Raw genomic sequence first — 23,822 nt, 5'->3', positions numbered from 1 at the left:
TTTGCATTATATAATTTGTGCAAACCGAACTAGAGGAGGAATACATATGACGAATAAAGATCATGTAATTGTTTGTCGATGTGAAGAAGTTACATACGGTCAACTTCAATCGACAATTGCTGAATATAATTGCTCGGCGAGAGAATTAAAACTAAGAACACGTGCTGGCATGGGATTTTGCGGTGGCCGCACATGTAGAATGATGATAGATCGAATGATTGAAAGTGCAAATCCTGAAGTAACTACTAATGAAATTCCATTAAAATATCAACCACCAGTGCGCGCAGTTACCTTTGGAGCGGTAGGTGAAAATAAATGAATAGAATTACCCATCATCCTGTTTTAGGGAGTTTAAATAGTAGTAATCGCATCACTTTCCAATTTAACGGGCAACAATATGAAGCATATGAACATGAAACCATTGCGGCCGCTTTACTTGCAAACGGAATAAGGACTTTAAGAGTGCATGAAGATAGCGGGACGCCGCGAGGTATTTACTGTAATATCGGGCATTGTTCTGAATGCCGCGTGACAGTAAACAATCAAACGAACGTACGAGCATGCTTAACTGTTGTTGAAAAAGATATGGTAGTTGATAGCGGCAAACAGCATCCAAATATCGTGAGAGAGATGGTGAAAAAGCGATGAATGATGTCATTATTATCGGAGCTGGACCAGCAGGTTTGTCAGCCTCCATCTCTTGTGCTCGTTTTGGACTAAATGTACTTGTTATTGATGAATTTATGAAGCCTGGCGGAAGGTTGCTCGGACAATTACATCAAGAACCTACTGGAGAATGGTGGAACGGAATAGAAGAATCAAAACGCCTTCACGAAGAAGCAAAATCACTTTCAGTTGATATTCGATGCGGCATTTCCGTCTATAATTTAGATAAAGATGAAAGTTCTTGGTTCGTACATACGAATATCGGTACGTTAGAAGCGCCGTTCGTTTTACTTGCTACTGGCGCTGCTGAGTACTCCATCCCCCTTCCTGGTTGGACACTTCCAGGAGTCATGTCGATTGGTGCAGCCCAAGTAATGACAAATGTACATCGCGTTCAAGTTGGGCGAAAAGGAGTAATTATTGGCGCTAACATTTTGTCATTCGCTATTTTAAATGAATTACAATTAGCGGGAATTAAAGTGGAACATATCGTACTTCCTGAAAAAAATGAATTAAGTCAAAAGGCTGGTGAACCAGAAGAAGTATTAAACTCACTCTTACACGCTGCCCACCTTGCCCCGTCACCTTTATTACGTATAGGTAGTCGATTGATGAAATATAATTGGGCGAAACAAGTTGGATTAAACTTCTATCCTAATAAAGGTATGAAAATAAATGGAACACCACTTCACCTTCGAAAAGCAGCTCTTGAAATTATCGGTACAGATCAAGTTGAAGGTGTACGCGTTGCTAATATTGATACGAAAGGAAACATCATAACTGGGTCGGAACAAATATATGAGGCAGACTTCGTTTGTATTGCCGGTGGCTTATACCCTCTTGCTGAGCTTGCTGCTGTAGCTGGTTGTCCTTTCCGTTACATTCCGGAATTAGGCGGCCATGTTCCACTGCATTCCGAAACGCTGGAAACCCCTCTTCCCGGTTTATTTGTAGCTGGCAATATAACAGGTATTGAAAGCGGGAAAATTGCAATGGCACAAGGGACTGTTGCTGGATATTCTATCGTAAAACAGGCAAATAAAAAATCTCATTCGGTTGAACAACACTTACAACAAGCAATTCAACATGTACGTGCTGTACGTCATCAAGCTGCCATACAATTTAACCCAATGATTGATGTTGGTAGACGGAAAATGAATGAAATTTGGCGTGATTATTCCCTGGCATATGCACATACTAAAAAGAGCCGCTGAGATTACTCTCAACAGCTCTTTTTTCTACTCATCTGAGTTATTAAACTTTGCTAATGCGTAAATGCCTTCTTCATCATCTAATTCAAGTTGTAATCTTGCTGCAAATGAATTGACATTATATTCTCTGTCAAGTAATAAGCGTAATGCTTCAATTAAGTTCGCTTGAATTAAAATTTGCTGGCGACCATTTACCTCTACTTCAGCAGAGAAACCGTAGTCATCATCATACATTAGTTCAACTAAAACTTCTTCTGGACCAACTTGTCTTTTTTCAGCGATATATACACAAAGCGCATTGATAAGTTCTTGTTCAGAAATTTTTATTGTTTCCATGCTACTTCATCTTCCTTTTTCTTACGTTGATCTTTGAAGTATTTAAATGCACGAACTGCTAACATTACGATACCAGCCATTACTAACATATTTACCATAAACGCTAATACAGAACCAAGAGCTCCCATATTTGCAAATAGGCTACCCATTAGTAAACCACCAAGACCACCTAGTAATAAACCTTTCATAAAGCTTCCTTTATTACTCTTTGGTGCTGTGTTTGTTGCCTTTGTTTTTGAATCTGTTGTTGTTTTTTGTGAATTCACGTTATTATCTTTTTTGTTCAAATCAACTTTTGACTTTTGACCAGAACTTGGTGTGTATGATTTTTTACCAGATTTGTAACCCTTCGCTGCTGCGTGATCTACAAACATGAAGCTACTAGCTCCAAAAATAACCATGAATGCTGTCATGACTGCTACAAGTTTTTTCAACATATTATATCCATTCTCCTTTTATATAGATATATGTGAAATCTACCTTTCTAGTAAATTCAGAATGATAGATTTGTTTTTAAAAACATTTTAAAGGTTCTTATGAACTCATTATATGAACTTTTGTCGAAATATGCAAGCATTATTTACCTACGACAGTTTGGTGACAAAGGAAAAATTAAGCAAAACAGAATTGACTTTAAATGAAACAAAACATATTATAGGTTCATAAGAACTTTTTATTATTTTTGGAGGTGAAAAGATGGAAACATTTCATCTCACACGAAACGAAATGGCTACCCTTCTTCTATCTTTAAGAGGATGGAATACGAAAAAGCCTCTCGGTATTTTACAAGAAGCGTGGGCAAAGTCACATAAAAAAGATATTGAAAGCGGACAAAGCGTAACTGCTTTTATTACTACCGCACTTTCACCTATTTTTGAAAAACTGATTAAAATTGATGATACAGACGTCGGTTTTTCATTAAATGAAATAGTTGCGCTTGGAAATCAGATTGAAAATACAAGTTTCTCAGTAACGGCCATGCAAAACTGGGTAAAACGAGATATTAAAGAAATGATTGGCTCCCCTCAAAAAGGGAAAAAATATTCAATTGAACAAGCAGCCTTACTATTCATTGTCGAAGATTTAAAAACAGCACTTGATTTTGAATCCATCCGTAAGCTATTACGCCTTATTGTAAATGACCCCGCCGATCGAAGTGATGACTTAATCAATCCTGTTCATTTATATGGGGCATACTCTTCTCTATTTGAAGAACTCAATCAAGGGAACTGCTTACAACTAAATGCAACAGATACAGTTCATACAATTGAAAACATCGTAAAAGAAAAAGCTGATAAAATCGCAAGCAAGTTCGATCAAATTAATAACGAGCAACGTGAAGCGATTCGTAATGCGATTATTATTGCCACATTATCTGTGCATACCGCTTATGTACAAATGTTAGCAAAACGTTACGTAACAGCAACTTTATTTTTACAAAATTTAGAAGTGAAACAGTAAAAAAATAGAAGCAGAAATGCTTCTATTTTTTTATGAGAAATTTTTAATCATCTTTTCATTATCTCTTCATGAAAACTGTGCTTATATCCTTTACTAAACTACTTATGCAAGACATAAAAGAATTGAAATAGCAATCCCCTATACAAATAAGGTATAATCTACATATAGTGAACCTTTTATGTTATTAAGTAAAATGTTCACCTATTCAAAAATACATAAACTAGAAGGTGCAACAATGGTAAGTAGTTTTATTCACTCAGTATTAACGTTTTTTGAAGGGTTAGGTTATTGGGGCATTATGCTTGGTCTTATGATTGAGATTATTCCAAGTGAAATCGTCCTTGCTTATGCGGGATTCTTAGTATTCAATGGTAGTATCTCATTTGTAGGCGCCGTTGTATTCGGTACAATTGGCGGCGTTATTGCCCAAATCTTTATTTATTGGATTGGACGATACGGTGGACGACCTATATTAGAACGATACGGAAAATATATTTTCATTCATAAAAAACATATAGATGCAGCTGAAGATTGGTTTAACCGTTATGGGACTGGTGTAATTTTCACTGCACGCTTTATTCCAGTAGTACGTCATGCGATTTCAATTCCTGCTGGTATTACAAAAATGCCATTATTACGTTTCACTACATTAACAGCACTTGCAATCATCCCTTGGTCTATCATTTTCATTTATTTAGGTGAAAAACTAGGTCAAAATTGGGAGAATATTAATGATATTGCTGGGCCATATGTGAAATCATTCGCAATTGGCGGTGTCATACTCGTTCTTTTATACTTCATCATTAAAAAATGGACAAAAAAACGTAAAAATCTTGCTTAAGATAATAAATAAAAACCGCTATACATTCATTACGAACGATAGCGGTTTTTTATGTTTAAATTGACTAATCTGTAGAAATTACAAGAAAACCCCTCAGTTTAACATTTACATGGATAAGCAACAATTCACTCGTCCATTTCGTATATTATCTCAAAAAGGAGTGATTTCCCTATGCATTGGCAACAAAAAATACAATACTTAATCGGACGCCCTATCGGTATTTCCTTCATAAATGGGCAGGGAACTTCTGGTGTATTATGTTCAGCACATGATGGTCAATTATATGTGTATGAATACCTTTATCAAGCGCAGTTCGCAATGAAGCATTATGATTTTAGACAAATTCAAGATATACATGCCTTTCCGAATTGCCCACATCAAAATACTCTATACTAAAAAAGGAACAGCTTATAGCCGTTCCTTCTTCTCCACTCTTATTTTTCAGTATAAAAGTTTTGTACTGCTTCATCAAAGTAAATCCAGCCTTTCCAACCTAAATGAATTGTATCTTTTAAGAAATACTTATCATATTCATGGCCAGAAAAATCAACTACTGGGTATCCTGCTTTCTCAACTTGTTCCCGAACTTTTTTATAATACACTTCACGGCGTTCTTTAGGGAAACCAGCGTAATCATACCACGGTCCGTTTACAGGTACAGAAATGAATAGTGGCTTAACATTTTTCTCTTTAAATATATTTAAAACAATTTGTAAGTCATCATATTCTGGTGATTCTTCATATGATTCATTTGCTCTAAAGTTTTTTAAACCTTTTAATTTTTTCTTTAAATTATGTTTATAGTAATACGGATTTTCAATTCCGAATGTGTTTGTAGTAGATTCCGTTTTTCCTTCTTCCTCCGCATGTTTACGTGCATCTACCCAAGAAATTGAACGTAGTCCCATATTTGTTTTTTCTTTCATCGGTTCAATCTTAAATAAGGAGTTAAATACATCTCTATGATCTAAAATATTTCGATGCATATAAGCAAGTGGTTTAACTAAACCTGCTTTTATGTTATGTTTCGTATCATTATATACAATACCTTCTAATGAATTTTTTAATATATCATCTTTTTGAACAACTTTATAGTCTAATAATCGTTTCGCAATTTGCTTCTTCATTTCAACATTTATTGTATCATTAAAAATAAAATAATATGCTTGTTGTTTGGAGAAATTGTTAGTAAAATCCCCTTGTGATACACCCGTTTTAGTAAACCATTGTGGTGATAGAATAAAGACTACTTTTTTACCTTCTAATTCATCCATCGTAGACGTCATATTTAATATATGAGCTAAACTTTGTGTACCGCCAATCCCCATTAAATATGGCGTAAAACCTGCAGGATTTACTTTAAAGTAATTAGACGGATGATATGCATCCATTCGTAAAAATTCAGATGAACCATACATCGGTAAATACTGCGAATTCTCTAACATTTTTTGCTGTAAGAAAACACTTTGTAGTTTTTCTTTTTGTAAGGAAGTTGCCGCATCTTCTACCTTCTTATCACTAATAAGTGATACTAAACTTTTCGATGGGATTAATATGATAATGAAAAAAAGCACACACGCTAAAATTATGGGACCAAAAGCATGCTTCATTTTCATCGTCTCTTCCTCTTTCTATCGCTATTAAATTGTAACCCTTGTTTTTGACACGCCATCATTTCTCTCCTTTTTCTCTATACATGCCCCATTCTATTTATCTATTATATACATGTATGTATTTTTTTCCTTGTTCTATTAAGTTCTATACAAATATCGCAAGAAAATGTTTCCATAGAAACACGTTAATTATACAAGATTCTACATAAATTTCACACTTGAATTTTACTAATAATTTTATTTTTAAGACATGAAAAAATATATAAAATGTCTATAATTCATCAGGAGCTATATTAAATTCAAAATAAGATAAGATACGTCCACTATAATCAATATCATGAGTATATGTAAAACCTAACTTTCGTAAAAGATTTTTCGAATTGTCATTTGCTATTTTCACCCTAGCAATTATTCTTTTTACACCCATCGTCTCTTTTGCATATTGAATAGAAGCCCCTGCTGCTTCTGATGCATATCCATTTCCCCAATAGTCTGGATCAAGTAGATACATAATCTCTATTTCATCAGTTTCATCCACTTTTCTTAAACCACAATGTCCTAAAAGCTTTCCTGTTTCACTATTAAATAACAACCATACACCAAAATTATACTGTTCCCAATGTAATATAAGATTCCTGATATAATCATTTGCTTCTTCTTTTGACATTCCTCTTGATTTAGCAAGCCATTTGCCAACAGCTTCTTTCTTTAATATGTTATAAAATTGATCAACATATTCTATACTTGGTTTCCTCATGAACAATCTTTTTGTACATATTACTTCCTTTTCTTCAAACATAAACATCATTCCCATCCAAACATTTTATACAGACCAGTAAATTATACCACGGACTATTTCTCTAACTTTAAATAAGAAAAACAGACTATCACACATGTGAAGTCTGTTTCTCCATAATTTTATTTCTGCACATCTGCCCATTTTAAACTTGTAGCTGGACCGAATTGATGTACATATAAATCTTTCACATGCGGCTTTTGTAAGTATGATAATCCGCGCTGGAATACTGGTGCAATTACTGCATCATCCAGTAACATTTTCTCAGCATCTTGCATTGCTTTCCAACGAGCTTTTTCATCATTACCTAATTCTGTTTTAATCTTCTTAATTAACGCATCATATTCTGGGTTTGCATATTCTGTATTGTTCACACTGCTTCCAGAAAGGAATACTTCTAAGTACGTCATTGGATCTGGATAATCCGGTAACCAGCGTGATAATGACATTTCATATTCTTTCTTCTTCTCTAACGCTAGTTTTTGCGTGTGTGGTTGTAATTTTACATTTACCTTTAAGCCTGGTAAGTTTTTCTCTAGCTCTTCTTTAATGTATTCTCCTACTTTTTTGAAGTTTTCTAAGTCATAGTTTAATAATTCAAGCGTCACTTCATTTGTACCGGTCTCTTGCTTCGCCTTTTCCCAATATTCTTTCGCCTGTTTTACATCAGTTTTATTAAACTCACCTGCTGTACTTCGAAAATCTTTTTTATCTGGACCTTTTAAAAATCCTTTTGGTACGTAATAGTTAGCAGCAACCGAACCATCATTTAAAAATGAAGTCGCAAGTCCTTTCTTATCAAACACTGTACTTAGCGCAAGCCTTGCGTTTTTATTTTTAAGAATCGGTACATTTTCATTGAATCGGAAGAAGTACATAACCGGATCTGTATATTGTTTTAGCTCTTTATTACTTTTATATTTATCGACGAATTCTGTAGAAATGACAGCTCTATCAACTTTATCTGTTTCATATAAATTTACCGCAGTTGAAATTTCTTTAACAATTTGATAGTTTACTTCATCTAGCTTCACTTCTTTCTTATCCCAATACTTATCGTTTTTTTTCAGTGTAAAACTAGCTTCATGCTTCCACTCTGATAATGTAAATGGCCCGTTATACACCGCTTTATTTGCTTCTAATCCGTACTTATCGCCCTGCTCTTTCGCATATTTTTCGTTAATTGGATAGAAGGACGGTAAAATAAGTAATTTCGTAAAATACGGCACTGGATGTTCTAGTTCTACAACGAATGTTTTATCATCCGTCGCTTTTACTCCTAATTCATCTAAACCTAATTGTTTCTTATTTATTTTCTCCGCATTTTTCACATCGTAAGCAATGTATGCATATTGAGAAGCAGTATCCGGATTAATCAGCTGCTTCCAAGCGTATACGTAATCTTGTGCTGTTACTGGATCTCCGTTAGACCATTTCGCTTCACGCAAGTGGAATGTATATGTTTTTCCATCTTTACTTACTTCATATTTTTGTGCTCCAGCCTCAATCACTTCATCATTTTTCGATAAACGGAATAATCCTTCCATTACGTTATTTAAAACGTTAAACGATACCGCATCTGTTACTTTCCCTGAATTTAATGACGGAATTTCACCCGTTTCTAGTAACTGTAATACTTTCTTCTCATCTTTCGGCTTTATCGTTGTTTTTTCTTTTGCGCATCCTACTAAAAATGAAGAAACTAATAGAGTACTAACTAATGAGTAACGAACAACTTTTTTCATTTGAAAACCCCCTCTATTTTTTAAGGTAAGTAACGACGAGCACCAGCGTATTCTTCTATATATCCTGGTGTATTTAGCGGTATAATCTCTACTGATCTTTCAGCTCTTGGTGAGTGAATCATATTTCCGTCACCAATATACATAGCAACATGATGAACACTACCTTTTCCTTGATCATGTGCAAAGAAGATTAAATCTCCTTTTTGTAAATGTTCTTTATCAACCGCAACTCCATTTCTCGATTGCGGACCAGAATCGCGCGGAATTGTAATACCGTGCGATTTATAAATCGTATGTGTAAATCCAGAGCAATCAAATCCGAAACCACTTGTTCCAGCCCATATATACGGTAATCCTAAAAACATTTTTCCAGTGTTTATTAAATCATCAGCTGTCGGAGTTAGAATATCATTTTGCGAACGGTAAACTGTCCCATCATTTTTTCGTAGCCAAGCTTTCTGTCCGTTTGGTAACAACACGCGGTACGAAATCGTATCTTCACTAAGTAGTGGCAGTCGCGTATTATAGCTCACTTCAAGTGATTTATGTTGTTCAGAAGGATTTATATATAAAATGGCTGTCGGTTTCGTTACTAATACGAAAGGTTCATTTGTTTTATCAGCAAATTCTTGATTATATGTTAACTGTTTTTCGGGCATCCACCCTGGGTAGCCCTCTTCATTTCGAGGTGTTGGCTGACCATGGACTAACACTTTAACCCAGTCCCCTTTTTTATCAACAACCGTTACTTCTTGACCTAATAACGCTTGCGTTTCTAATTTATTTGCATTTGTTAACCAAAGTTTCTCATCAAGCGTCATTGATTTCGTCCACTTCCACAAATCAACTGGGTTTGTAGCGCTCGGTGCATCAATTGGCCGTAATGAATCAGGCGCAGTCCAAAGTGTTGCGGCAGATACATCGATAAACGCTTTACTATCTTTCTTCTCTTCAGCATTTGCTGATGTAAACGATGAAAATATAAATAAAGTTGTTAAAAATGCAGTTCCTACTTTTTTCATAAATATCCCCCTTAAAAGATAGTTTACTAGTCTCTTCTCCTAAGATTTACTATTCACTGTCGTTTGAAGGTTTACCTTTGATCCAGAATAAGTCATTCCTTCCGGTTCTTCCATTAACCAAAGCGGTGCATCCAAATCGAAGTAATGAATATTAGGATGTGCAGCAGCTAAATGGGCTACAGCGCTAACAGAAAGTGAAGATTCCATCATACTTCCGACCATACATTTTACACCAGCTGTTTCGGCAATATCGGCAATACGCCACGCTTCACGTATGCCGCCACATTTCATTAATTTAATATTAATTAAGTCTGCATATCCTCCTTGAACAATTTTCAATGCATCACTCGCTGAAAATATGCTTTCATCTGCCATAATGGGCGTTTGTACATGATCTTTGACATACTTTAACCCATCCCAATCTTTCGCATGAACAGGTTGTTCAATAAACTCGATATTTAAATTACGATTTTCCATCTCTTTAATGATCGTAACCGCTTCTTTTGGATTCCACCCTTGATTTGCATCTAATCGTAACGTCGTATTTTTTGGTACACTATTTCGAATTGCTTCAATACGTTCTAAATCTAAATGAGCAGATTTTCCCACTTTAATTTTTAAAGTTTGAAATCCTTTTTCTACATGTTGCTTTGCCTCTTTCGCCATAATAAAAGGCTCATCTACACTTACCGTAATATCTGTATGAATTTCTTTCTTCCCGCCTAATAATGCGTAAAGTGGAACGTTTTGGTGTTGACAATACACATCATATAAAGCAATATCTACCGCGGCTTTCGCACTTGGGTTTCCAATACAACTCATTTGAATGTGCTGCAGTAACTGCTGAAATTGAATGATATCTTGACCAATTAAACAGGAACGCATCGGTCCTAAAATTGCTTCTTCAATCCCGTTAGCGAAATCACCCGTAATAACTGGTGTTGCGGCTGCAGCCCCCTTGCCAATAACTCCTTCGTCTGTATGAATATATACATCTATACTTTCTATTTCAGTTACGGTACGAAGCGCCGTTTTAAACGGTGTATGAAGATTTACACGTCTACGCTTTACTTTTACATCCGTAATTTTCATATTGTTCATCCTTTCATTGTCTGACAAAGTGGAACCTTAATCCACAAAATAAATTAGTTTTTTACGGACAATTAATCTCCTCTTTCGCTTACTTTTCATATAGGAGATTAATGTGAAATAAAAAAAATCCAGCCATAAGAAGATTCTTATGGCTGGATTTTGTCTAGGAATAGGTAGACAAAGCAGCAATTTGATTATATTTTTTCTGCGCATCTTTTAATGCTACAAGTAGTGCTTTTTGAGACGAACCAAAGTATCTATTTTTTATTTCTGTTACCAATAGTGGATCATTAATATTTTTATGTAGAAACAAATATTTAACGAATTGAGATGTTAATGCAATTGTCGCTGAGCAATCTGCATCTACAATTTCCCCTGTCTCCTTAACAAGTACAAACGCTACAAAATAACTTTTGAACTTTTCGGTAATAGGATTATTTTGAGGTGCTTTCGCATCCCCTACGATATAAATTGTATTTGAAGCGTACACAGCTATCTTCCTTTCTAATACGGGATAACGGTTTTCTTAATAGTCGTATGAGTGATAAACTCAACGTTGATTAAGAAATGTATCCGCTTACCTTGTATTATAATACAATTGACAGAATTTTAACAACATTTATTCCGGTGTATATTCCATAATTATAAAAACAGCTTAAACTCTTCATTTTTACAATATGTGATTGTTACTTGTACCATGCCATTCAGACATAAAAAAACAGCTAGCAATCGCTAACTGTTCTATTACACTACTTCGGCAACACAAATATAGTTTCATTTGACTTAGAAAATTGATATTCTTTTCTCGCAAACTTCAAAATTTCTTCCTCATCGTCTGTTAAATTTTCTATGTTAGTCTTTAAAAAATCCTGATCTTTCTTTAAAGAGACCAATTGTTTTTTTTGATTCGTTATAGTATCTTTTTTTTCTACGATTATTTCTTGTTGTTTCGTTAAAATAAATTGAAGGTACAAAGTAGCCGCCGCAATAAATATAAACATGAATATAAATCGTCTTAGTTTTTTCTTATTAATTGCTCGCTTCTCATTAGGCTGTGATAGTTGCTCTTCTATATTAGGAACATTTATTCGCTTGAGTTTCCTCATTATGAAATCCCCCTAACACATATATTTTCACTACCCTCGGCATAATCCCTTACTAACTATAATTCTATTCTTATAAAATAAGCTCCTTCACAAAAATATCTTACAAATTAACCAATTAAAGATAGCATTCGACGACATTTCCATATTTACATTGCATTTTTTTATGTATGCTGCCATAAAATAGTAGTTTCTGTTATTCTTTTTCTACTATTGTAGAAGAGTTTTTTTACACACAAAATACCTTACCTACATATCGATGTTATAACATGCTTACAAGGGGGAAAAATATGCATTACCGTACATTAGGTAAAACTGGAATAACTGTCTCTGAAATAGGTTTTGGGGCATGGGCAATCGGTGGTGATGAATGGGGACCTGTTAACGATAAACAATCTATAACCGCTATAAAAAAAGCAATTGAGTGTGGTGTGAATTTTATTGATACTGCAGATGTGTATGGTTTAGGACATAGTGAAAAGTTAGTGTCTACCGCAATTAAAGGACATCGTAATGATATTATCCTATCAACGAAAGGCGGTTTAATCGGACATCACTACGATCCGAATGGAGAACCTGTATATGATACTCCCGAAAAAATCATCGCCGTATTTGAAACAAGTTTACAACATCTTCAAACAGATTACATTGATCTTTATTTTTGTCATATTTGGTGGCATAATCGTAGAGAAACAGAAGCATTTTTACGTGCATTTGAAGTATTAAAACGTGATGGAAAAGTAAGAGCAGTCGGTGTTTCGACACATGATTTACAATACATTCGTCATTTCAATAAAAACAATGAAATTGACATCGTACAACTTGATTACAATATATTGAATCGAAAACCAGAAAATGATATTTTGCCATTCTTACAAGAAAAAAATCTAGGAGCTGTTATTCGTGGGCCGTTAAAAATGGGTATTTTAACTGGAAAATTCACAAATAAAACAACTTTTCCAAATGGAGATTTACGCAAAGATTGGCCAAATGAAAATTGGTTTCAAGAAGACTTACAAAAGGTAGAGAAACTTCGGTTGCTCTCAAATAAAAATCAGACCTTAGGGCAACTTGCACTTCGCTATATACTCACTCATCCAGCAGTGAGTGTTGTAATCCCAGGTGCAAAAACAGAAAAACAAGCACAAGAAAATGCAAATGCGTCTGTTCGCCCTATTTTGAGTGATGAGGAGATTAGCTATATTCAATCAATATAAAAAAGCCCGGCCTGGGCTTTTTAATTTTGTAAATCAATATCATATTCCATACTTTTAGCTGTTTCCTCAGCAATCTCCACACCTAACAAATTTTTCACAATATGAAATGACATGTTAATACCAGCTGAAATACCTGCAGATGTAATAATGTGTCCTTCATCTACAAATTTCACATTCTCCATTACTTCTACATTCGGATAATCTTTTTTGAAAGTTTGAATACTAGCCCAATGCGTTGTTGCTTTTAAGCCTTCTAGTAAACCGGCTTTCGCAAGTAATAACGCACCCGTACAAACTGAAGTCATTAGCTTTACTTCTTTCATTTGCTGACAAACCCAATTTATTATAATATCATTTTTCACTTCATTTTCCCGAACGCCTTTACCACCGGGAATGATTAAAATATCAACTGGTGGGAAATCTTCAATACTATAATCCGGTTTTACCTTTAATCCGTTTCTTGCTGTAATCATTTCTCCATTTTGGCTAACTGTATACACAGTAAATGGTTTTTCTTCATCCGCTTCGGTTACAGAAAAAACTTCAAATGGCCCAGCAAAGTCTAACACTTCTACCTCGTTAAATAAAAATATGCCCACACTCCATTTATTTATCATACGTTCACTTCCTGTTTTAAATGATGTAAAAGGTGATCATGTTCTTTTTCTAATGCAATATAATATGCTGTTCTCCCATCTTTCAAAATATTTAAGTTCCCCCTTCTTCTATATGTTCTATTGATTATGATATTTTCCTGTTAAAACTACAGTTTACATAATAATATTATCTCTCCAATAATTATCTGTTATTTTAAATATTAAATTTTTTTGTTAAAATAACACTAATCATGTTTAATACGGAGGAGAAATTATGTTAAAAGTAATGCCTTTAAATAGTGAAGACTATGATTTAATTACAGCTGCTGAAAAAGTAATCGAAAAAAACTATAAATATGGTCGTCATCATATCGGATCAGCTGTAAGAACTAAAGCAGGTAATATTTATGCAGCAGTGCATGTTGAAGCGAATGTCGGAAGAATAACAGTATGCGGTGAAGCTATGGCGATTGGAAAATCTGTTTCAGAAGGCGATCATGAATTTGATACCATTGTAGCAGTTGCTCACCCACACCCGAAAAATGTTGGGTTGTTGCTCCATGTGGTATGTGTCGAGAATTAATAAGTGATTACGGAAAAAATACGAACGTTATACTTTCTTATAATGGTGAACTTGTAAAATGTAACGTAATGGAATTATTACCTGAAAAGTACACAAGTGAAGTAGAATAATCATTCCTGTTTTCCATTCATCAAATAATATTATTCCAATAAAAAACAATCCATTTTAAAAACGGATTGTTTTTTTATTTCTTTTTTATGCAGTTTATTTTATTTTTCTATTTTCGATAATTATAAAATTATCATTAACAAAAATGAAATTCAAATATTCAAGCACGTATTGCGGTTCGTTTTTCATTTGAAAATTAAAATTCTATTTCTCCTTACATTCGAAAAATATCAATATAAATTCTCTAAAATAAGCAGTCTTATCATACTAATCTATAACAATTCTGTCTTCTTCCCTTACCTGTTTCCTTTAACACATATGATTTTAAAACAAGCGCTGTTAATGAATCTGTTAATGTTTTATATGATAAATTAGATAACGCTAATAGATCGTTCGTATATAACATTCTATGCTTCTCTAATAATAATAGTACTAATCGTTCCGACGGTTTTAATGCCTCATCACTTTCTAGTATAAAGTCTATATTTTTCATTTCTCTAATTGTTACTCCTTATATAAAAAAATACTTGCACAACTAATTTAATATAAAAATAATACACAACAAGATTTGAAGTATATTAAAATAACATCGTTTCGAAACACTATTATACTATAACATAGAAAAAGCATTTCCCGAAATAGGAAATACTTTTTAAAATTGCTTATATGTTTCTTCCAAACTTACATTATATTTCGAATTCTTATCCGTACAATTTCCTCCTAATTTTTGCTGGTCATACCGATGTATTTGTAATCAATCGAGTTCTTCTAAAATAATATAAACAAATAAAAACGGTTAGTCTATCATACTCTAAACATGAATGAATAACCGTTTTCCAGCTTCTTCTCAAATACATGTACTACCTTAAATATTTCTTGCAATATGCGGCTTACTGTAATGACTTGTACCACCACCGCCTACTACTACTTTACCGCCTTTTTCAAAAATTAATAGTTTACTTGAACCATCTGCAAGAAGTACTATTACTTCAGCATTATTACTTGTTGCTACATAAATTACATAGCCACTTTTTGATATACATGTTTCCCAATTCGCATCAAATTCTGATCTTACTACACGATTGGAATACACTTGATTTTCAATTCTGTCTTGTTCTACGTTTTCCAAATTTATCCCCTACTTCTCTAAAATATCATTTATAGAAAAATAACATTTCTATTTGAAATAGTAACTGCCTTTAATATAAGTAGTATATGTAGTTAGTAGAAGAATGCTTGGACAACCGGAACGTAATACCATGTAAGTAATATACAATTGAAATAAGGCAGCCGATATTATATCGATTGCCTTATTTTCATACATAGTTCTTTATTTTTCGTTTCGCACAGCTTCAAAAGTAAACATTTGACTTGCATTTGACGGTTCTTTTTCATAAACATAGTCAGCGGAGTAAGTAATGTTAGAGAAACCTATACTTTCTAGCAGAAGTTTAAACTCTTCTATTCCATACCAGCGTATCGCAAAGCGTTGTAGTTCTGTTTGTACTAACTGCCCTTTACTCCATTTTTCATATTTTAAATATGATAGAGTAACTTGGTTCAGCCAATCTATTTCAATTGATTTATTTTCTAATGTAATTCCGTCTCCACTCGGCAAAGAAAAAGTCGATGTATGAATCTCTCCTGTTTTCCAGTCATGCGGAGGCATAATATCTACGATTAATCGCCCGCCTGGATTAAGATGTTCATAAAAACATTTCAATGCGTTTATAGAATCTGTACGATTTTCAATTAAACAAAAAGATCCAGTTGGAATGATAATTGCCTCGTATTTATGTGGCAGTGAAAATTGTTGTAAGCTTCCCTCATATAAATTAGGATGTAAGTTTCTCTCTTTACATCGCACGCGGCACGATTCTAGCATTTCAGGTGAATAATCTATCCCATCTACTGTAAAACCAGCTTCAAGAAGCGGGATAATGACACGCCCTGATCCTACCGCTGCTTCGAGAATTCTTCCCCTACAATTTTTTAAACGTTCCTCGTAATACTCAATATCACCATTTAAAGAATAACCGACAGGCTTAGTGAAATCATAAAGTTCCGTGCAAAGTGTACTATAAAAACTAAACATTTATTTTCTCCTCCGTTTTATACGTACGGAAGATTTTCATTCAATTAATCTTCCTGTACCTTTATTTTTAATAAAAATTCGAAAGAGCTGACTGTCATAATATATCACTCGCTTTCCATACAATATAATTATATTGTATAATATTCCATTCAAAATGAACATATGAAAATTCAGAATTATATTGAAAGGAGGATATGATGAATTCATTAATTGGATTTATTTTTCTTCTTATCACTTTTAATACACTCATTTTCTTTATAGCAAAGAAATATCAACGAATATGGAAAATAGCCAGTGGTATTTTCATACTTTCTTCGCCACCTTGCACGTAATTGGTGAAAAAGTAGGAGATGGATTCGCTGGAGGTTTTGCTGGGCTTACCTTTAGTGGTCTATTGATCATGAATGCTATTTTTTTATTTGTTGTAAGCATTTTTGTATCTACTAATAAACATTCACATTAAACTCCCCATTTCAAAGTTTAAAGAGCTTACTATGCAGTAAGCTCTTTATTCATAACTATTTATTTCACAATCGGCAATGTTACTTCACTTAATTTTACTGTAAGCTTCGTGCCCGCTTTCGGTCTAATCGTATAATCATAGTCACTAGCGATTAAAATGACCCCTATTTGATGCCCCGCTTTAAATACATAATCATCAGGCTGCATATCCCATGTGAATGTATAATCTTTGCCCGGTTGAATCGCTGTTGAATTTTCTATACTCTTTAAGTTTTGTGGATCCATCCAGCCTCTCGTTACAATTTCCGGCTTTGCTCCACCATAGTCAACAAGTAAAGCAGTTAAATTTGATACAGATCGATCAATATTTCCTGTAATTGAAATCTTTGGTGTACCGCTTATACGCGTATCTTTTTGAAGTGCAGGCATTGTATACACTAATCGATTGGCTACTTCTAATTCTGGGTTTGCTATTAATTGATTTGATTTCATTTTTGCATCATCCACGAATGAGAAAACTTTATTTGCAGAGCCCATACTTAATGGCAAATTAACTGCTTTGTTACTTAAATACATACGAACTTTTGACGGTACAGCTGCTGGATCCGGCCAATTTTTTATTTTATCCCAAGTTTTATTTTCACGTTGTACATCCACCATTGGTTCATTCATAATCCCATTTTCAATTCCATACAACCAGTAATCGAACCATTTATTTTGTGTTCTTTGCCAATCATTTGTTGATGTTCCACCGTGTCCACCTTGATGTAACCACATTTTACGAGGGACATCATTTTCTCCAAGTGCTTCCCACCACTGCGCAAACTGCTTCGTCTTTACATTCCAATCATTTAAACCATGAACAACAAATACACTCGCTTTTACGTTTTTAGCATCTTTTACATAATTACGTTTATCCCAAAAATCATTATAATTACCAGTTTTCCGGTCCTGTCCAGCTGTTAGCTCTTTTATTACTTGTCCGCAAACTTCAGGATTTTCTCTTGTTAGAACTGCTTCTGCCATGTTATCTGTATCTTCTCCTTGGTATCCACCAGGCGCAATGACTGCACCGTTTGCACGATAATAATCATACCAACTACTAATCGCTGCGATTGGAATAATTGTTTTTAACCCTTCCACGCCAGTCGTCGCAACTGCATTTGGTAACGTACCATTATAAGAAACACCTGTCATACCTACATTTCCTGTTGACCAATCAGCCTTAACTTCCTCACCATTTTCTGTATATGCTTTCGCACGCCCATTTACCCAATCAATGACAGATTTCGTCCCTAATATTTCTTGCTCATCCCCAGTAGTTGGACATCCATCTGATTTTCCAGTTCCTATACTTTCACCTAAAATGACTGCATAGCCTCTTGGCACATAATAATTTCCGTATGAACCAAGATTAACAGCTCCATACGGTTTCCCTTCATACGCATACAATTCTTCATCTACATTATATACAGGAACATCTTTTAAGCCAGATCGATATGGACTCATTTCATATATAACGGGAACTTTCACATTTGAATCAGTTTTTGGACGCATAACTTTTACTGATACACGATCCTTTTTTCCATCTCGATCACTATCAACTTCCGTCTCTACAAATAAATTTTCGATAATTGCTTCATCAAGCGAGTAGATCGGCTTTGTCATCCCATTTTCTAATTCAATCTTCGTATTTGATTGTAGTCCTTCTGCACCTTTCCCATTTAACTTCACGTCATTCTCATTTATGTAGTTTGTTTCTTTCTTGTCTGCATACGCAGTCATACTAGAAACTCCTGATGTGACTGATAAAGATAAGATTGTTGATAATGTAATTGCTATTTTCTTTTTCCCCATACTTTTTCCTCCCCATATATGTCTCCTTTTACTATACAACAAAATAACAGAAAATTCAGTTTGTATTTCATGCAACAACTTGAAAAATTTGTAGAACACTCTTCAAACGAGCTTTCGAGGTTATACATTCTGATTTACTACTCTCATATAATCAAAAAAACATCGCCTAATAATAGACGATGCTTTTTATAGTTTCGAATTAGTCATTCTTCATATTAATATAAAATCTTATATCTCCCTCTATTGTAGAGACTCCATAATCAAAACCATGTCTTTCTAAAATACTTTTCACTATCGCTAAACCTAGTCCTGTACCAGAATGGTCTTTACTACGAGAAGATTCTAAGACGTAAAAAGGTTCCCAAATTTTATCGATATCTTTCATTTGTTCAGCATTCATACCATTTTGAATTTGAAAATATATATTTTCATTTCGATCTTCTAAAGTAATTTTTATATTTTGATTTGCTGTATATTTTATTGAATTAGATATTAAATTTTGAAACACCATTTTCATTTTATTTACATCAGCATAAACAACTGCATCGCCAACATTATAGTTCACTTGCAAATCGATTTCCTTCGACTCCAGTTCAATTTTATGCTTATCTAATATACTTTGGACTAGTGATTTAATATCGAATTCTTCTTTTTCTAAAACATCTCTTTCTAGTTTAGAAAATCGTAATAACTCTTCAATTAGGTTTGAAATGTGATCAGTTTGTTTAATGATTGTATCTATGTATGTACCATCATCTAAACCATCTTTTATTCCCATAGAATATGCTTTCACTAATGCGATTGGAGTTTTTAATTCATGCGTCACATCACCCATAAATCGTTTTAAATGTTCATTTCGATCTGTTAAATCTTCATGCGCTTCATTTAGTTTTTCACTCATGATATTAATACTATTAGCTAAGTCCCCTATTTCATCATTTGTTTTCACTTTCGCTCGTTCAAATTTCAGATTTGAAATATCTTCTGCAACATTACTTAATTCTTTCAATGGTCTGGTGATTGTTGTTGAAAGTATCCATACAAGTACGATAATGAGAAAAATCGTAATGCCAAAAATGTAAAAATAAAATGAATTTAACGTTTTTATTACTTCATTAGAATGTGCGATCGAAACTCCTACTAAAATTAACATATCGTCTTTCGCAATGTATTTCACAAAAAAACTAGATTTAATCTTTTCTTGATCATATATTTTATTCGATTGCCCGAAGTTCTTCACTTTCATTACTTCTTCTTTTGTAATCCAAAGTTTATTAAGGGCAACTCTTTTCCTTGTAAGTTGCATACGTAACTCATCATTAATTCGATCTTCCGAATTGTTAATTAATGTATACGCAATCGTAACATTTCCTTTATTTTCAATGCTAGTAATTGCTTCATCCAGTTGTTCGCTCGGTATGGACTGTATTTGTGCTGTAATACCTTCTAAACTTTCTCGCGTTTTGTAAATATTATATTTCGGTAAAAGATAGTTAATTAATAATAAAGAGATTGTAAAAATAAGAATAACAGTTAAAGAAATGCTGAGAAATAGCTTTTTTCCAAGTTTATTCACTCTGCTCCTCCAAACTATATCCTAAACCACGATGCGTCTTTATAATATTTTCTCCTACTTTTTTACGTAATCTTCTTACATGTGTATCAACAGTTCGCTCTTCTCCAAAATAGTCAAATCCCCATACGATATCTAACAATTTTTTACGAGTTAAAATCATGCCTTTATGATTTAAAAAACACTTTATTAATTCTAGCTCTGTTTTTGTAATATCTAACTCTTTGTCATTTTTATAAACTTTATTTTTAGTGAAATCTATTTTCAAATCTTGAACTTGAATGACATCATCATGCTGTATAAGCTTTTTCGCCCTAGTTATTAATACGCCTGGATGAAATGGTTTTTTTACGTACTCATCTGCACCACTTTGAAGCGCCGCTAATTCGTCTTCGCTTTCACTTTTCGCTGTAAGCATTAATACTTTAACGCTTGAATTCTTTTTTATTTCCTGACAGACAGTAATACCACTATGTTTCGGCATCATCCAATCTAAAACAGCTAAATCAACTTTTTCATCATAAAATATTTGAAGTGCTTCTTCTCCATCTTTTGCTAATAAAACTTCGAAGCCTTCTTTCTCGAAATAAGCCTTTAAAATCCTTAACATATCTTGTTCATCATCTGCTATTAATACTCTCATACATTATCCTCCATTGCTATTAAACAAAAACCAATTGTATTATACAACTTCTTTGTTACATCAATGTGACAGAAAAATATTTGAACGTTTTAAGGGTATAGTAAAAACGAGGTGTTGTATTATGATTAAAAAAATCGGGGTTATTACTCTTCTTTGTTTCTTATTATCAACAAATGTGTTCGCAAATACAAATCAACAAATTGAAGTGTTTGATTGTCAAAAAGAAATGGTCGTTCAAAAACAATCTTTAGATCCAGCTATTCAAAAAGAAGCTGTTCAATACGCTAAATCCATTACTGGCCCGTTCAAAAACTTAAACGTCGTTCCAAAAGATGGTCACATGATAAAAATCCCATTATCTAAACCAATTTCTATTACAAATCAATGGTTACATACAACAATTGATGAAGTACTTATTCTCCTCCCGCTTAATCAAAAACCTTATATTATGCTTTACGATGATGAAAACAATCCGCATTTTTATTATGTGAAAGGTGATCCGAAGGGATTATTGAAACAAATGAATGTTAAATTATAATGTAAGAAAGATCCCACAAATATCATTTGCGGGATCTTTTATTTATCAGTTAGCAACTACATTTTCATTTGAAAAATGAATAACCTGTCTTTTATGATGATTATCATGATCTATAAATTCTTTAATAATATATATAAGAGAATACGGCGTTCCAGTATGAGGACAGTGTGATACCCCATTGGCTGTTAAAGGTGTCTTTAGATTTTCATCTGGTAGTAATCTAAGTTCTTTTACGAGTAATTCTCTTTTAGCTTTTGCTTCTTCAAGAAGTTTCACCTTAGATATACCTGATTTAGCATAATTAGATGCTAGTTTATTATATGTATCAAAATCAGGGAACTCCATTCCCTGTCCATTTCTCACTGATGATAATGTCTCACATAAAAGATAGTCATCCCAGTTCATAATATGTGATATGATCTCGCCAATAGTCCATTTCCCCTCTGATATTGGAGCCACCCACAATTCCTCTTTCATACCTTTCAATGTATTTAACCAAATTGAATATTCATTAAAATCATTAATAATTTTATTCTCTCCCATTATCTAATTCCCCATTCTAATAATAGATTCTAATAAATTATACCATCAATCTATACAAAAACGAACAAAAGTTCTGTTAGAGAGATAAATATTAATTCACTACATCCTTTTATGTAAGTTCAAATAATGGCTTGCTCCCACATATTTTATCCCTTTCACAAATCCACTCGAAGTATAAAATTTGTCACCCTGTTCTGTATCTGTATGTAAGACAACAATATTAAAATATTTTTTCGCTTCGCCTAAAATTCGCACTAACAGTAACCTCCCTAATCCTTTCCTTCGGTATTCTTTTGCAATATAAAATCTCCTTATCCTACCAATCCTATTGTTTTCTGTATATGGGTCCTCATTTAACCCTCCTATTCCAATTAACTTTTCCCCTTGAAAAATACCATATAAACATTCTCCAGTTTTATTAAATATGTTTATTTTATTTTCATATTCACTTATTAGTTTTATTAAGAAATTAAATCCTTCTTCTTTGCTTTCTTGAACAAGATAATCGTGCTCGTATTTCATTAAATCTTCAATTTGTTGAATATGTATATCTTTCAAGTAAATTCCCCCTTAATATAAAAATACGTAAAAATGCTCAAGAATTATTTATTCTGAGCATTTTTATGGTTGTTATTTTATTTAATTCGTAGTGTGCGTATTCTTCACTTCAGATGTAAATCGATAATATAGTTGCTTTATTTTATTATGAAAATATAAGAGCCTTGCTACACTCTAGTGTGTGGTAAAGCTCTTTAAAGTTGTTTAATTTCTATACATATGAAGATATTTGTACTCAAAAATCATTAATAAAGTTGTTTAATTCTTATTGAACTAAGGCAATTGTTTGTTTAAGTGAATACTTTTACATTTATAATGTCTCTCAAATATAATATTAGTTTATATATTCACTATTCTTCTCTAACAGGTTCAAGATAAATTATAATTTGTTAATCGATATGTTTGTGTAACCACTGTTCAAATATCTTGAACTGTTCTTCAGTATGAAAATAATGTTCACCTGTCTCCATGACTTCTAATTTACAACAATGTTTTTTTGTAAAATAGTTAATAGTTTCAAATTCGCACAGTTCATCCTTGGATCCGTACATAATATATGTATCTGTATTCCATGTATTAATAGGATGTTCTTTTACATAACATAAATAATCCCAATATAACTTTTGACCAATTGGTGTCTCTATAGTCATTTCTTTTTGCAAAAGCTCTGGTGTTACATTAAACCATTTCATCATATTTTCGATAATTCGTTCCATATTAACTACTGGTGATAAAAATAAAGTCTTTTCTATCACATCATTTTGATAAGCTAAAAGGCTAAAATAAGCTCCTATACTACATGCAAACACGCTTACTTCTTTCCAATGTTCTTTTGCGTAATTCATAATTATAGATAATTCACTAACACAAAACTGTACTTTGCAAGGAATATTATCATTTTTTCTGTCTCCATGCTCAGGTAAATCAAAGCTTAATACTTGATAACCTTTTTGATTAGCTTCTTCAGCTAATATTTGAACAACTGTATCTTCCTTATTTGACATATTTCCATGTACTGCAATAAAAACTTTTTCACTTTTATCTCCCCACAAAATCGCGGGAATATTACTAATGTTAAAATTATCTTTAAGCATATTTCCTCCGTAGAATAATATATATAGGAATTGGCAAAAAACTGCACACACTTTATAATCCTCTACTCA

27 protein-coding genes and 3 pseudogenes are annotated in these 23,822 nt (G+C 33.2%); 10 read left to right on the top strand and 20 right to left on the bottom strand.

Features of this window, described 5'->3' with window-relative positions; all coding sequences use genetic code 11:
• Positions 1 to 46: 46 nt before the first annotated feature.
• Genes DN389_RS14430 through DN389_RS14420 form a run of 3 tightly spaced genes read left to right on the top strand, consistent with a single transcriptional unit; the run spans position 47 to position 1,880 of the window.
• Positions 47 to 319, top strand: a complete 273-nt coding sequence (locus DN389_RS14430) for a (2Fe-2S)-binding protein (protein ID WP_088063714.1) — start codon at positions 47 to 49, stop codon at positions 317 to 319.
• Positions 316 to 648 (top strand): (2Fe-2S)-binding protein, encoded by a 333-nt coding sequence (locus DN389_RS14425; protein WP_060487079.1) that lies wholly within the window; start codon positions 316 to 318, stop codon positions 646 to 648. Before DN389_RS14430 ends, DN389_RS14425 begins: the two co-directional genes overlap by 4 nt.
• Positions 645 to 1,880 (top strand): NAD(P)/FAD-dependent oxidoreductase, encoded by a 1,236-nt coding sequence (locus DN389_RS14420; protein ID WP_149237298.1) that lies wholly within the window; start codon positions 645 to 647, stop codon positions 1,878 to 1,880. Before DN389_RS14425 ends, DN389_RS14420 begins: the two co-directional genes overlap by 4 nt.
• A 24-nt stretch (positions 1,881 to 1,904) precedes the next feature.
• On the opposite strand, the gene DN389_RS14415 is transcribed toward DN389_RS14420, so the two are convergent.
• Together DN389_RS14415 and DN389_RS14410 are read right to left on the bottom strand one after the other, a co-directional pair.
• Complete coding sequence (locus DN389_RS14415; protein WP_000447759.1) at positions 1,905 to 2,213, bottom strand: YxcD family protein; 309 nt, start codon at positions 2,211 to 2,213, stop codon at positions 1,905 to 1,907.
• Positions 2,201 to 2,650: a hypothetical protein gene (locus tag DN389_RS14410; protein ID WP_000914471.1), complete on the bottom strand. Its 450-nt coding sequence runs from the start codon at positions 2,648 to 2,650 to the stop codon at positions 2,201 to 2,203. The genes DN389_RS14415 and DN389_RS14410 overlap by 13 nt, the downstream gene beginning before the upstream one ends.
• Positions 2,651 to 2,909: 259 nt before the next feature.
• Between DN389_RS14410 and DN389_RS14405 the strand changes: the two genes are divergently transcribed.
• The 3 genes from DN389_RS14405 (at position 2,910) to DN389_RS14395 (ending at position 4,911) form a co-directional block, all read left to right on the top strand.
• Positions 2,910 to 3,674, top strand: coding sequence for a DUF1836 domain-containing protein (locus tag DN389_RS14405; protein ID WP_098189802.1), 765 nt, complete (start codon positions 2,910 to 2,912; stop codon positions 3,672 to 3,674).
• Positions 3,675 to 3,909: 235 nt separating this feature from the next.
• The gene (gene uptA / locus DN389_RS14400; RefSeq protein WP_060487083.1) at positions 3,910 to 4,515 is read left to right on the top strand and encodes an undecaprenyl phosphate transporter UptA; all 606 of its coding nucleotides are present in this window, start codon (positions 3,910 to 3,912) and stop codon (positions 4,513 to 4,515) included.
• Positions 4,516 to 4,686: 171 nt separating this feature from the next.
• Positions 4,687 to 4,911: a hypothetical protein gene (locus DN389_RS14395; RefSeq protein WP_000558704.1), complete on the top strand. Its 225-nt coding sequence runs from the start codon at positions 4,687 to 4,689 to the stop codon at positions 4,909 to 4,911.
• 38 nt (positions 4,912 to 4,949) lie between these two features.
• Here DN389_RS14395 and dltD read toward each other — a convergent pair whose 3' ends face one another.
• From dltD to DN389_RS14360, 7 genes are all read right to left on the bottom strand, one after another.
• On the bottom strand, positions 4,950 to 6,131 hold the full coding sequence (gene dltD, locus DN389_RS14390) for a D-alanyl-lipoteichoic acid biosynthesis protein DltD (protein ID WP_098802867.1): 1,182 nt from the start codon (positions 6,129 to 6,131) through the stop codon (positions 4,950 to 4,952).
• Between the two features lie 268 nt (positions 6,132 to 6,399).
• Positions 6,400 to 6,927 carry a GNAT family N-acetyltransferase gene (locus DN389_RS14385; RefSeq protein ID WP_048547882.1) on the bottom strand — a complete coding sequence of 176 codons (528 nt, stop codon included), beginning with the start codon at positions 6,925 to 6,927 and terminating at the stop codon, positions 6,400 to 6,402.
• Between the two features lie 119 nt (positions 6,928 to 7,046).
• Entirely contained in the window at positions 7,047 to 8,669 is a 1,623-nt protein-coding gene (locus DN389_RS14380) for a peptide ABC transporter substrate-binding protein (protein WP_098189800.1), read from the bottom strand.
• Between the two features lie 20 nt (positions 8,670 to 8,689).
• The gene (locus tag DN389_RS14375) at positions 8,690 to 9,691 is read right to left on the bottom strand and encodes a C40 family peptidase (protein ID WP_088122360.1); all 1,002 of its coding nucleotides are present in this window, start codon (positions 9,689 to 9,691) and stop codon (positions 8,690 to 8,692) included.
• A 39-nt stretch (positions 9,692 to 9,730) separates the two neighbouring features.
• Complete coding sequence (locus DN389_RS14370; RefSeq protein ID WP_141555007.1) at positions 9,731 to 10,792, bottom strand: dipeptide epimerase; 1,062 nt, start codon at positions 10,790 to 10,792, stop codon at positions 9,731 to 9,733.
• A 154-nt stretch (positions 10,793 to 10,946) separates the two neighbouring features.
• A complete protein-coding gene (locus tag DN389_RS14365) occupies positions 10,947 to 11,273 on the bottom strand; it encodes a DUF3870 domain-containing protein (RefSeq protein ID WP_048547447.1) in 327 nt (108 codons plus the stop codon).
• 259 nt (positions 11,274 to 11,532) lie between these two features.
• Entirely contained in the window at positions 11,533 to 11,889 is a 357-nt protein-coding gene (locus DN389_RS14360) for an FtsB family cell division protein (RefSeq protein ID WP_001228711.1), read from the bottom strand.
• A 287-nt stretch (positions 11,890 to 12,176) separates the two neighbouring features.
• On the opposite strand from DN389_RS14360, the gene DN389_RS14355 reads away from it, so the two are divergent.
• A complete protein-coding gene (locus DN389_RS14355; RefSeq protein ID WP_098189797.1) occupies positions 12,177 to 13,103 on the top strand; it encodes an aldo/keto reductase in 927 nt (308 codons plus the stop codon).
• Between the two features lie 20 nt (positions 13,104 to 13,123).
• Here DN389_RS14355 and DN389_RS14350 read toward each other — a convergent pair whose 3' ends face one another.
• Both DN389_RS14350 and DN389_RS14345 read right to left on the bottom strand, forming a co-directional pair.
• A complete protein-coding gene (locus tag DN389_RS14350) occupies positions 13,124 to 13,720 on the bottom strand; it encodes a DJ-1/PfpI family protein (RefSeq protein ID WP_097907898.1) in 597 nt (198 codons plus the stop codon).
• Positions 13,717 to 13,800: pseudogene (locus tag DN389_RS14345) on the bottom strand (ankyrin repeat domain-containing protein); the annotation flags it as partial. The pseudogene DN389_RS14345 and the gene DN389_RS14350, both read right to left, overlap by 4 nt.
• Before the next feature lie 173 nt (positions 13,801 to 13,973).
• Between DN389_RS14345 and DN389_RS14340 the strand changes: the two are divergent.
• Positions 13,974 to 14,392 (top strand): annotated as a pseudogene (locus DN389_RS14340) (cytidine deaminase).
• A gap of 260 nt (positions 14,393 to 14,652) precedes the next feature.
• On the opposite strand, the gene DN389_RS14335 reads toward DN389_RS14340, so the two are convergent.
• The 3 genes from DN389_RS14335 to DN389_RS14325 all read right to left on the bottom strand — a co-directional run bounded on the left by DN389_RS14335 (position 14,653) and on the right by DN389_RS14325 (position 16,485).
• Entirely contained in the window at positions 14,653 to 14,883 is a 231-nt protein-coding gene (locus DN389_RS14335) for a hypothetical protein (RefSeq protein WP_000789031.1), read from the bottom strand.
• A 372-nt stretch (positions 14,884 to 15,255) separates the two neighbouring features.
• The gene (locus tag DN389_RS14330) at positions 15,256 to 15,519 is read right to left on the bottom strand and encodes a hypothetical protein (protein ID WP_000432423.1); all 264 of its coding nucleotides are present in this window, start codon (positions 15,517 to 15,519) and stop codon (positions 15,256 to 15,258) included.
• Between the two features lie 201 nt (positions 15,520 to 15,720).
• Positions 15,721 to 16,485 carry a class I SAM-dependent methyltransferase gene (locus DN389_RS14325; protein ID WP_149237297.1) on the bottom strand — a complete coding sequence of 255 codons (765 nt, stop codon included), beginning with the start codon at positions 16,483 to 16,485 and terminating at the stop codon, positions 15,721 to 15,723.
• Positions 16,486 to 16,682: 197 nt separating this feature from the next.
• Here DN389_RS14325 and DN389_RS14320 point away from each other — a divergent pair.
• Positions 16,683 to 16,948, top strand: a pseudogene (locus DN389_RS14320) (hypothetical protein).
• A 59-nt stretch (positions 16,949 to 17,007) separates the two neighbouring features.
• On the opposite strand, the gene DN389_RS14315 reads toward DN389_RS14320, so the two are convergent.
• The 3 genes from DN389_RS14315 to DN389_RS14305 form a co-directional block, all read right to left on the bottom strand.
• A complete protein-coding gene (locus DN389_RS14315) occupies positions 17,008 to 18,804 on the bottom strand; it encodes a Xaa-Pro dipeptidyl-peptidase (RefSeq protein WP_098189796.1) in 1,797 nt (598 codons plus the stop codon).
• A gap of 199 nt (positions 18,805 to 19,003) precedes the next feature.
• Positions 19,004 to 20,380 (bottom strand): sensor histidine kinase, encoded by a 1,377-nt coding sequence (locus DN389_RS14310; protein ID WP_098802871.1) that lies wholly within the window; start codon positions 20,378 to 20,380, stop codon positions 19,004 to 19,006.
• Positions 20,373 to 21,020, bottom strand: coding sequence for a response regulator transcription factor (locus DN389_RS14305; protein WP_046959692.1), 648 nt, complete (start codon positions 21,018 to 21,020; stop codon positions 20,373 to 20,375). Before DN389_RS14305 ends, DN389_RS14310 begins: the two co-directional genes overlap by 8 nt.
• A gap of 121 nt (positions 21,021 to 21,141) precedes the next feature.
• Between DN389_RS14305 and DN389_RS14300 the strand changes: the two genes are divergently transcribed.
• Positions 21,142 to 21,558: a hypothetical protein gene (locus tag DN389_RS14300; protein ID WP_046954155.1), complete on the top strand. Its 417-nt coding sequence runs from the start codon at positions 21,142 to 21,144 to the stop codon at positions 21,556 to 21,558.
• 45 nt (positions 21,559 to 21,603) lie between these two features.
• Here the strand turns inward: DN389_RS14300 and DN389_RS14295 are convergent, their stop codons facing one another.
• From DN389_RS14295 to DN389_RS14285, 3 genes are all read right to left on the bottom strand, one after another.
• The gene (locus DN389_RS14295) at positions 21,604 to 22,101 is read right to left on the bottom strand and encodes a DinB family protein (protein ID WP_149237296.1); all 498 of its coding nucleotides are present in this window, start codon (positions 22,099 to 22,101) and stop codon (positions 21,604 to 21,606) included.
• Positions 22,102 to 22,200: 99 nt separating this feature from the next.
• On the bottom strand, positions 22,201 to 22,659 hold the full coding sequence (locus DN389_RS14290; protein WP_098189793.1) for a GNAT family N-acetyltransferase: 459 nt from the start codon (positions 22,657 to 22,659) through the stop codon (positions 22,201 to 22,203).
• 389 nt (positions 22,660 to 23,048) lie between these two features.
• On the bottom strand, positions 23,049 to 23,753 hold the full coding sequence (locus DN389_RS14285; protein ID WP_179955895.1) for an alpha/beta hydrolase: 705 nt from the start codon (positions 23,751 to 23,753) through the stop codon (positions 23,049 to 23,051).
• Positions 23,754 to 23,822 lie beyond the last annotated feature (69 nt).

Origin of the sequence: Bacillus sp. AY3-1 (assembly GCF_008368785.1) — a bacterium.
GTDB lineage: Bacteria > Bacillota > Bacilli > Bacillales > Bacillaceae_G > Bacillus_A > Bacillus_A wiedmannii.
The sequence above is the reverse complement of the archived record's forward strand: the minus strand, read 5'-3'. Positions and strand labels throughout refer to the sequence as shown.

Bases quoted from the DNA above. Each gene is read 5' to 3' on its own strand.
- DN389_RS14375 (WP_088122360.1), bottom strand. From the start codon at position 9,691: ATGAAAAAAGTAGGAACTGCATTTTTAACAACTTTATTTATATTTTCA.
- DN389_RS14425 (WP_060487079.1), top strand. From the start codon at position 316: ATGAATAGAATTACCCATCATCCTGTTTTAGGGAGTTTAAATAGTAGT.
- DN389_RS14355 (WP_098189797.1), top strand. From the start codon at position 12,177: ATGCATTACCGTACATTAGGTAAAACTGGAATAACTGTCTCTGAAATA.
- uptA (WP_060487083.1), top strand. From the start codon at position 3,910: ATGGTAAGTAGTTTTATTCACTCAGTATTAACGTTTTTTGAAGGGTTA.
- DN389_RS14380 (WP_098189800.1), bottom strand. From the start codon at position 8,669: ATGAAAAAAGTTGTTCGTTACTCATTAGTTAGTACTCTATTAGTTTCT.
- DN389_RS14370 (WP_141555007.1), bottom strand. From the start codon at position 10,792: ATGAACAATATGAAAATTACGGATGTAAAAGTAAAGCGTAGACGTGTA.
- DN389_RS14430 (WP_088063714.1), top strand. From the start codon at position 47: ATGACGAATAAAGATCATGTAATTGTTTGTCGATGTGAAGAAGTTACA.
- DN389_RS14385 (WP_048547882.1), bottom strand. From the start codon at position 6,927: ATGTTTGAAGAAAAGGAAGTAATATGTACAAAAAGATTGTTCATGAGG.
- DN389_RS14300 (WP_046954155.1), top strand. From the start codon at position 21,142: ATGATTAAAAAAATCGGGGTTATTACTCTTCTTTGTTTCTTATTATCA.
- DN389_RS14415 (WP_000447759.1), bottom strand. From the start codon at position 2,213: ATGGAAACAATAAAAATTTCTGAACAAGAACTTATCAATGCGCTTTGT.
- DN389_RS14360 (WP_001228711.1), bottom strand. From the start codon at position 11,889: ATGAGGAAACTCAAGCGAATAAATGTTCCTAATATAGAAGAGCAACTA.
- DN389_RS14420 (WP_149237298.1), top strand. From the start codon at position 645: ATGAATGATGTCATTATTATCGGAGCTGGACCAGCAGGTTTGTCAGCC.
- dltD (WP_098802867.1), bottom strand. From the start codon at position 6,131: ATGAAAATGAAGCATGCTTTTGGTCCCATAATTTTAGCGTGTGTGCTT.
- DN389_RS14305 (WP_046959692.1), bottom strand. From the start codon at position 21,020: ATGAGAGTATTAATAGCAGATGATGAACAAGATATGTTAAGGATTTTA.
- DN389_RS14295 (WP_149237296.1), bottom strand. From the start codon at position 22,101: ATGGGAGAGAATAAAATTATTAATGATTTTAATGAATATTCAATTTGG.
- DN389_RS14315 (WP_098189796.1), bottom strand. From the start codon at position 18,804: ATGGGGAAAAAGAAAATAGCAATTACATTATCAACAATCTTATCTTTA.
- DN389_RS14325 (WP_149237297.1), bottom strand. From the start codon at position 16,485: ATGTTTAGTTTTTATAGTACACTTTGCACGGAACTTTATGATTTCACT.
- DN389_RS14350 (WP_097907898.1), bottom strand. From the start codon at position 13,720: ATGATAAATAAATGGAGTGTGGGCATATTTTTATTTAACGAGGTAGAA.
- DN389_RS14410 (WP_000914471.1), bottom strand. From the start codon at position 2,650: ATGTTGAAAAAACTTGTAGCAGTCATGACAGCATTCATGGTTATTTTT.
- DN389_RS14395 (WP_000558704.1), top strand. From the start codon at position 4,687: ATGCATTGGCAACAAAAAATACAATACTTAATCGGACGCCCTATCGGT.
- DN389_RS14405 (WP_098189802.1), top strand. From the start codon at position 2,910: ATGGAAACATTTCATCTCACACGAAACGAAATGGCTACCCTTCTTCTA.
- DN389_RS14335 (WP_000789031.1), bottom strand. From the start codon at position 14,883: ATGAAAAATATAGACTTTATACTAGAAAGTGATGAGGCATTAAAACCG.
- DN389_RS14285 (WP_179955895.1), bottom strand. From the start codon at position 23,753: ATGCTTAAAGATAATTTTAACATTAGTAATATTCCCGCGATTTTGTGG.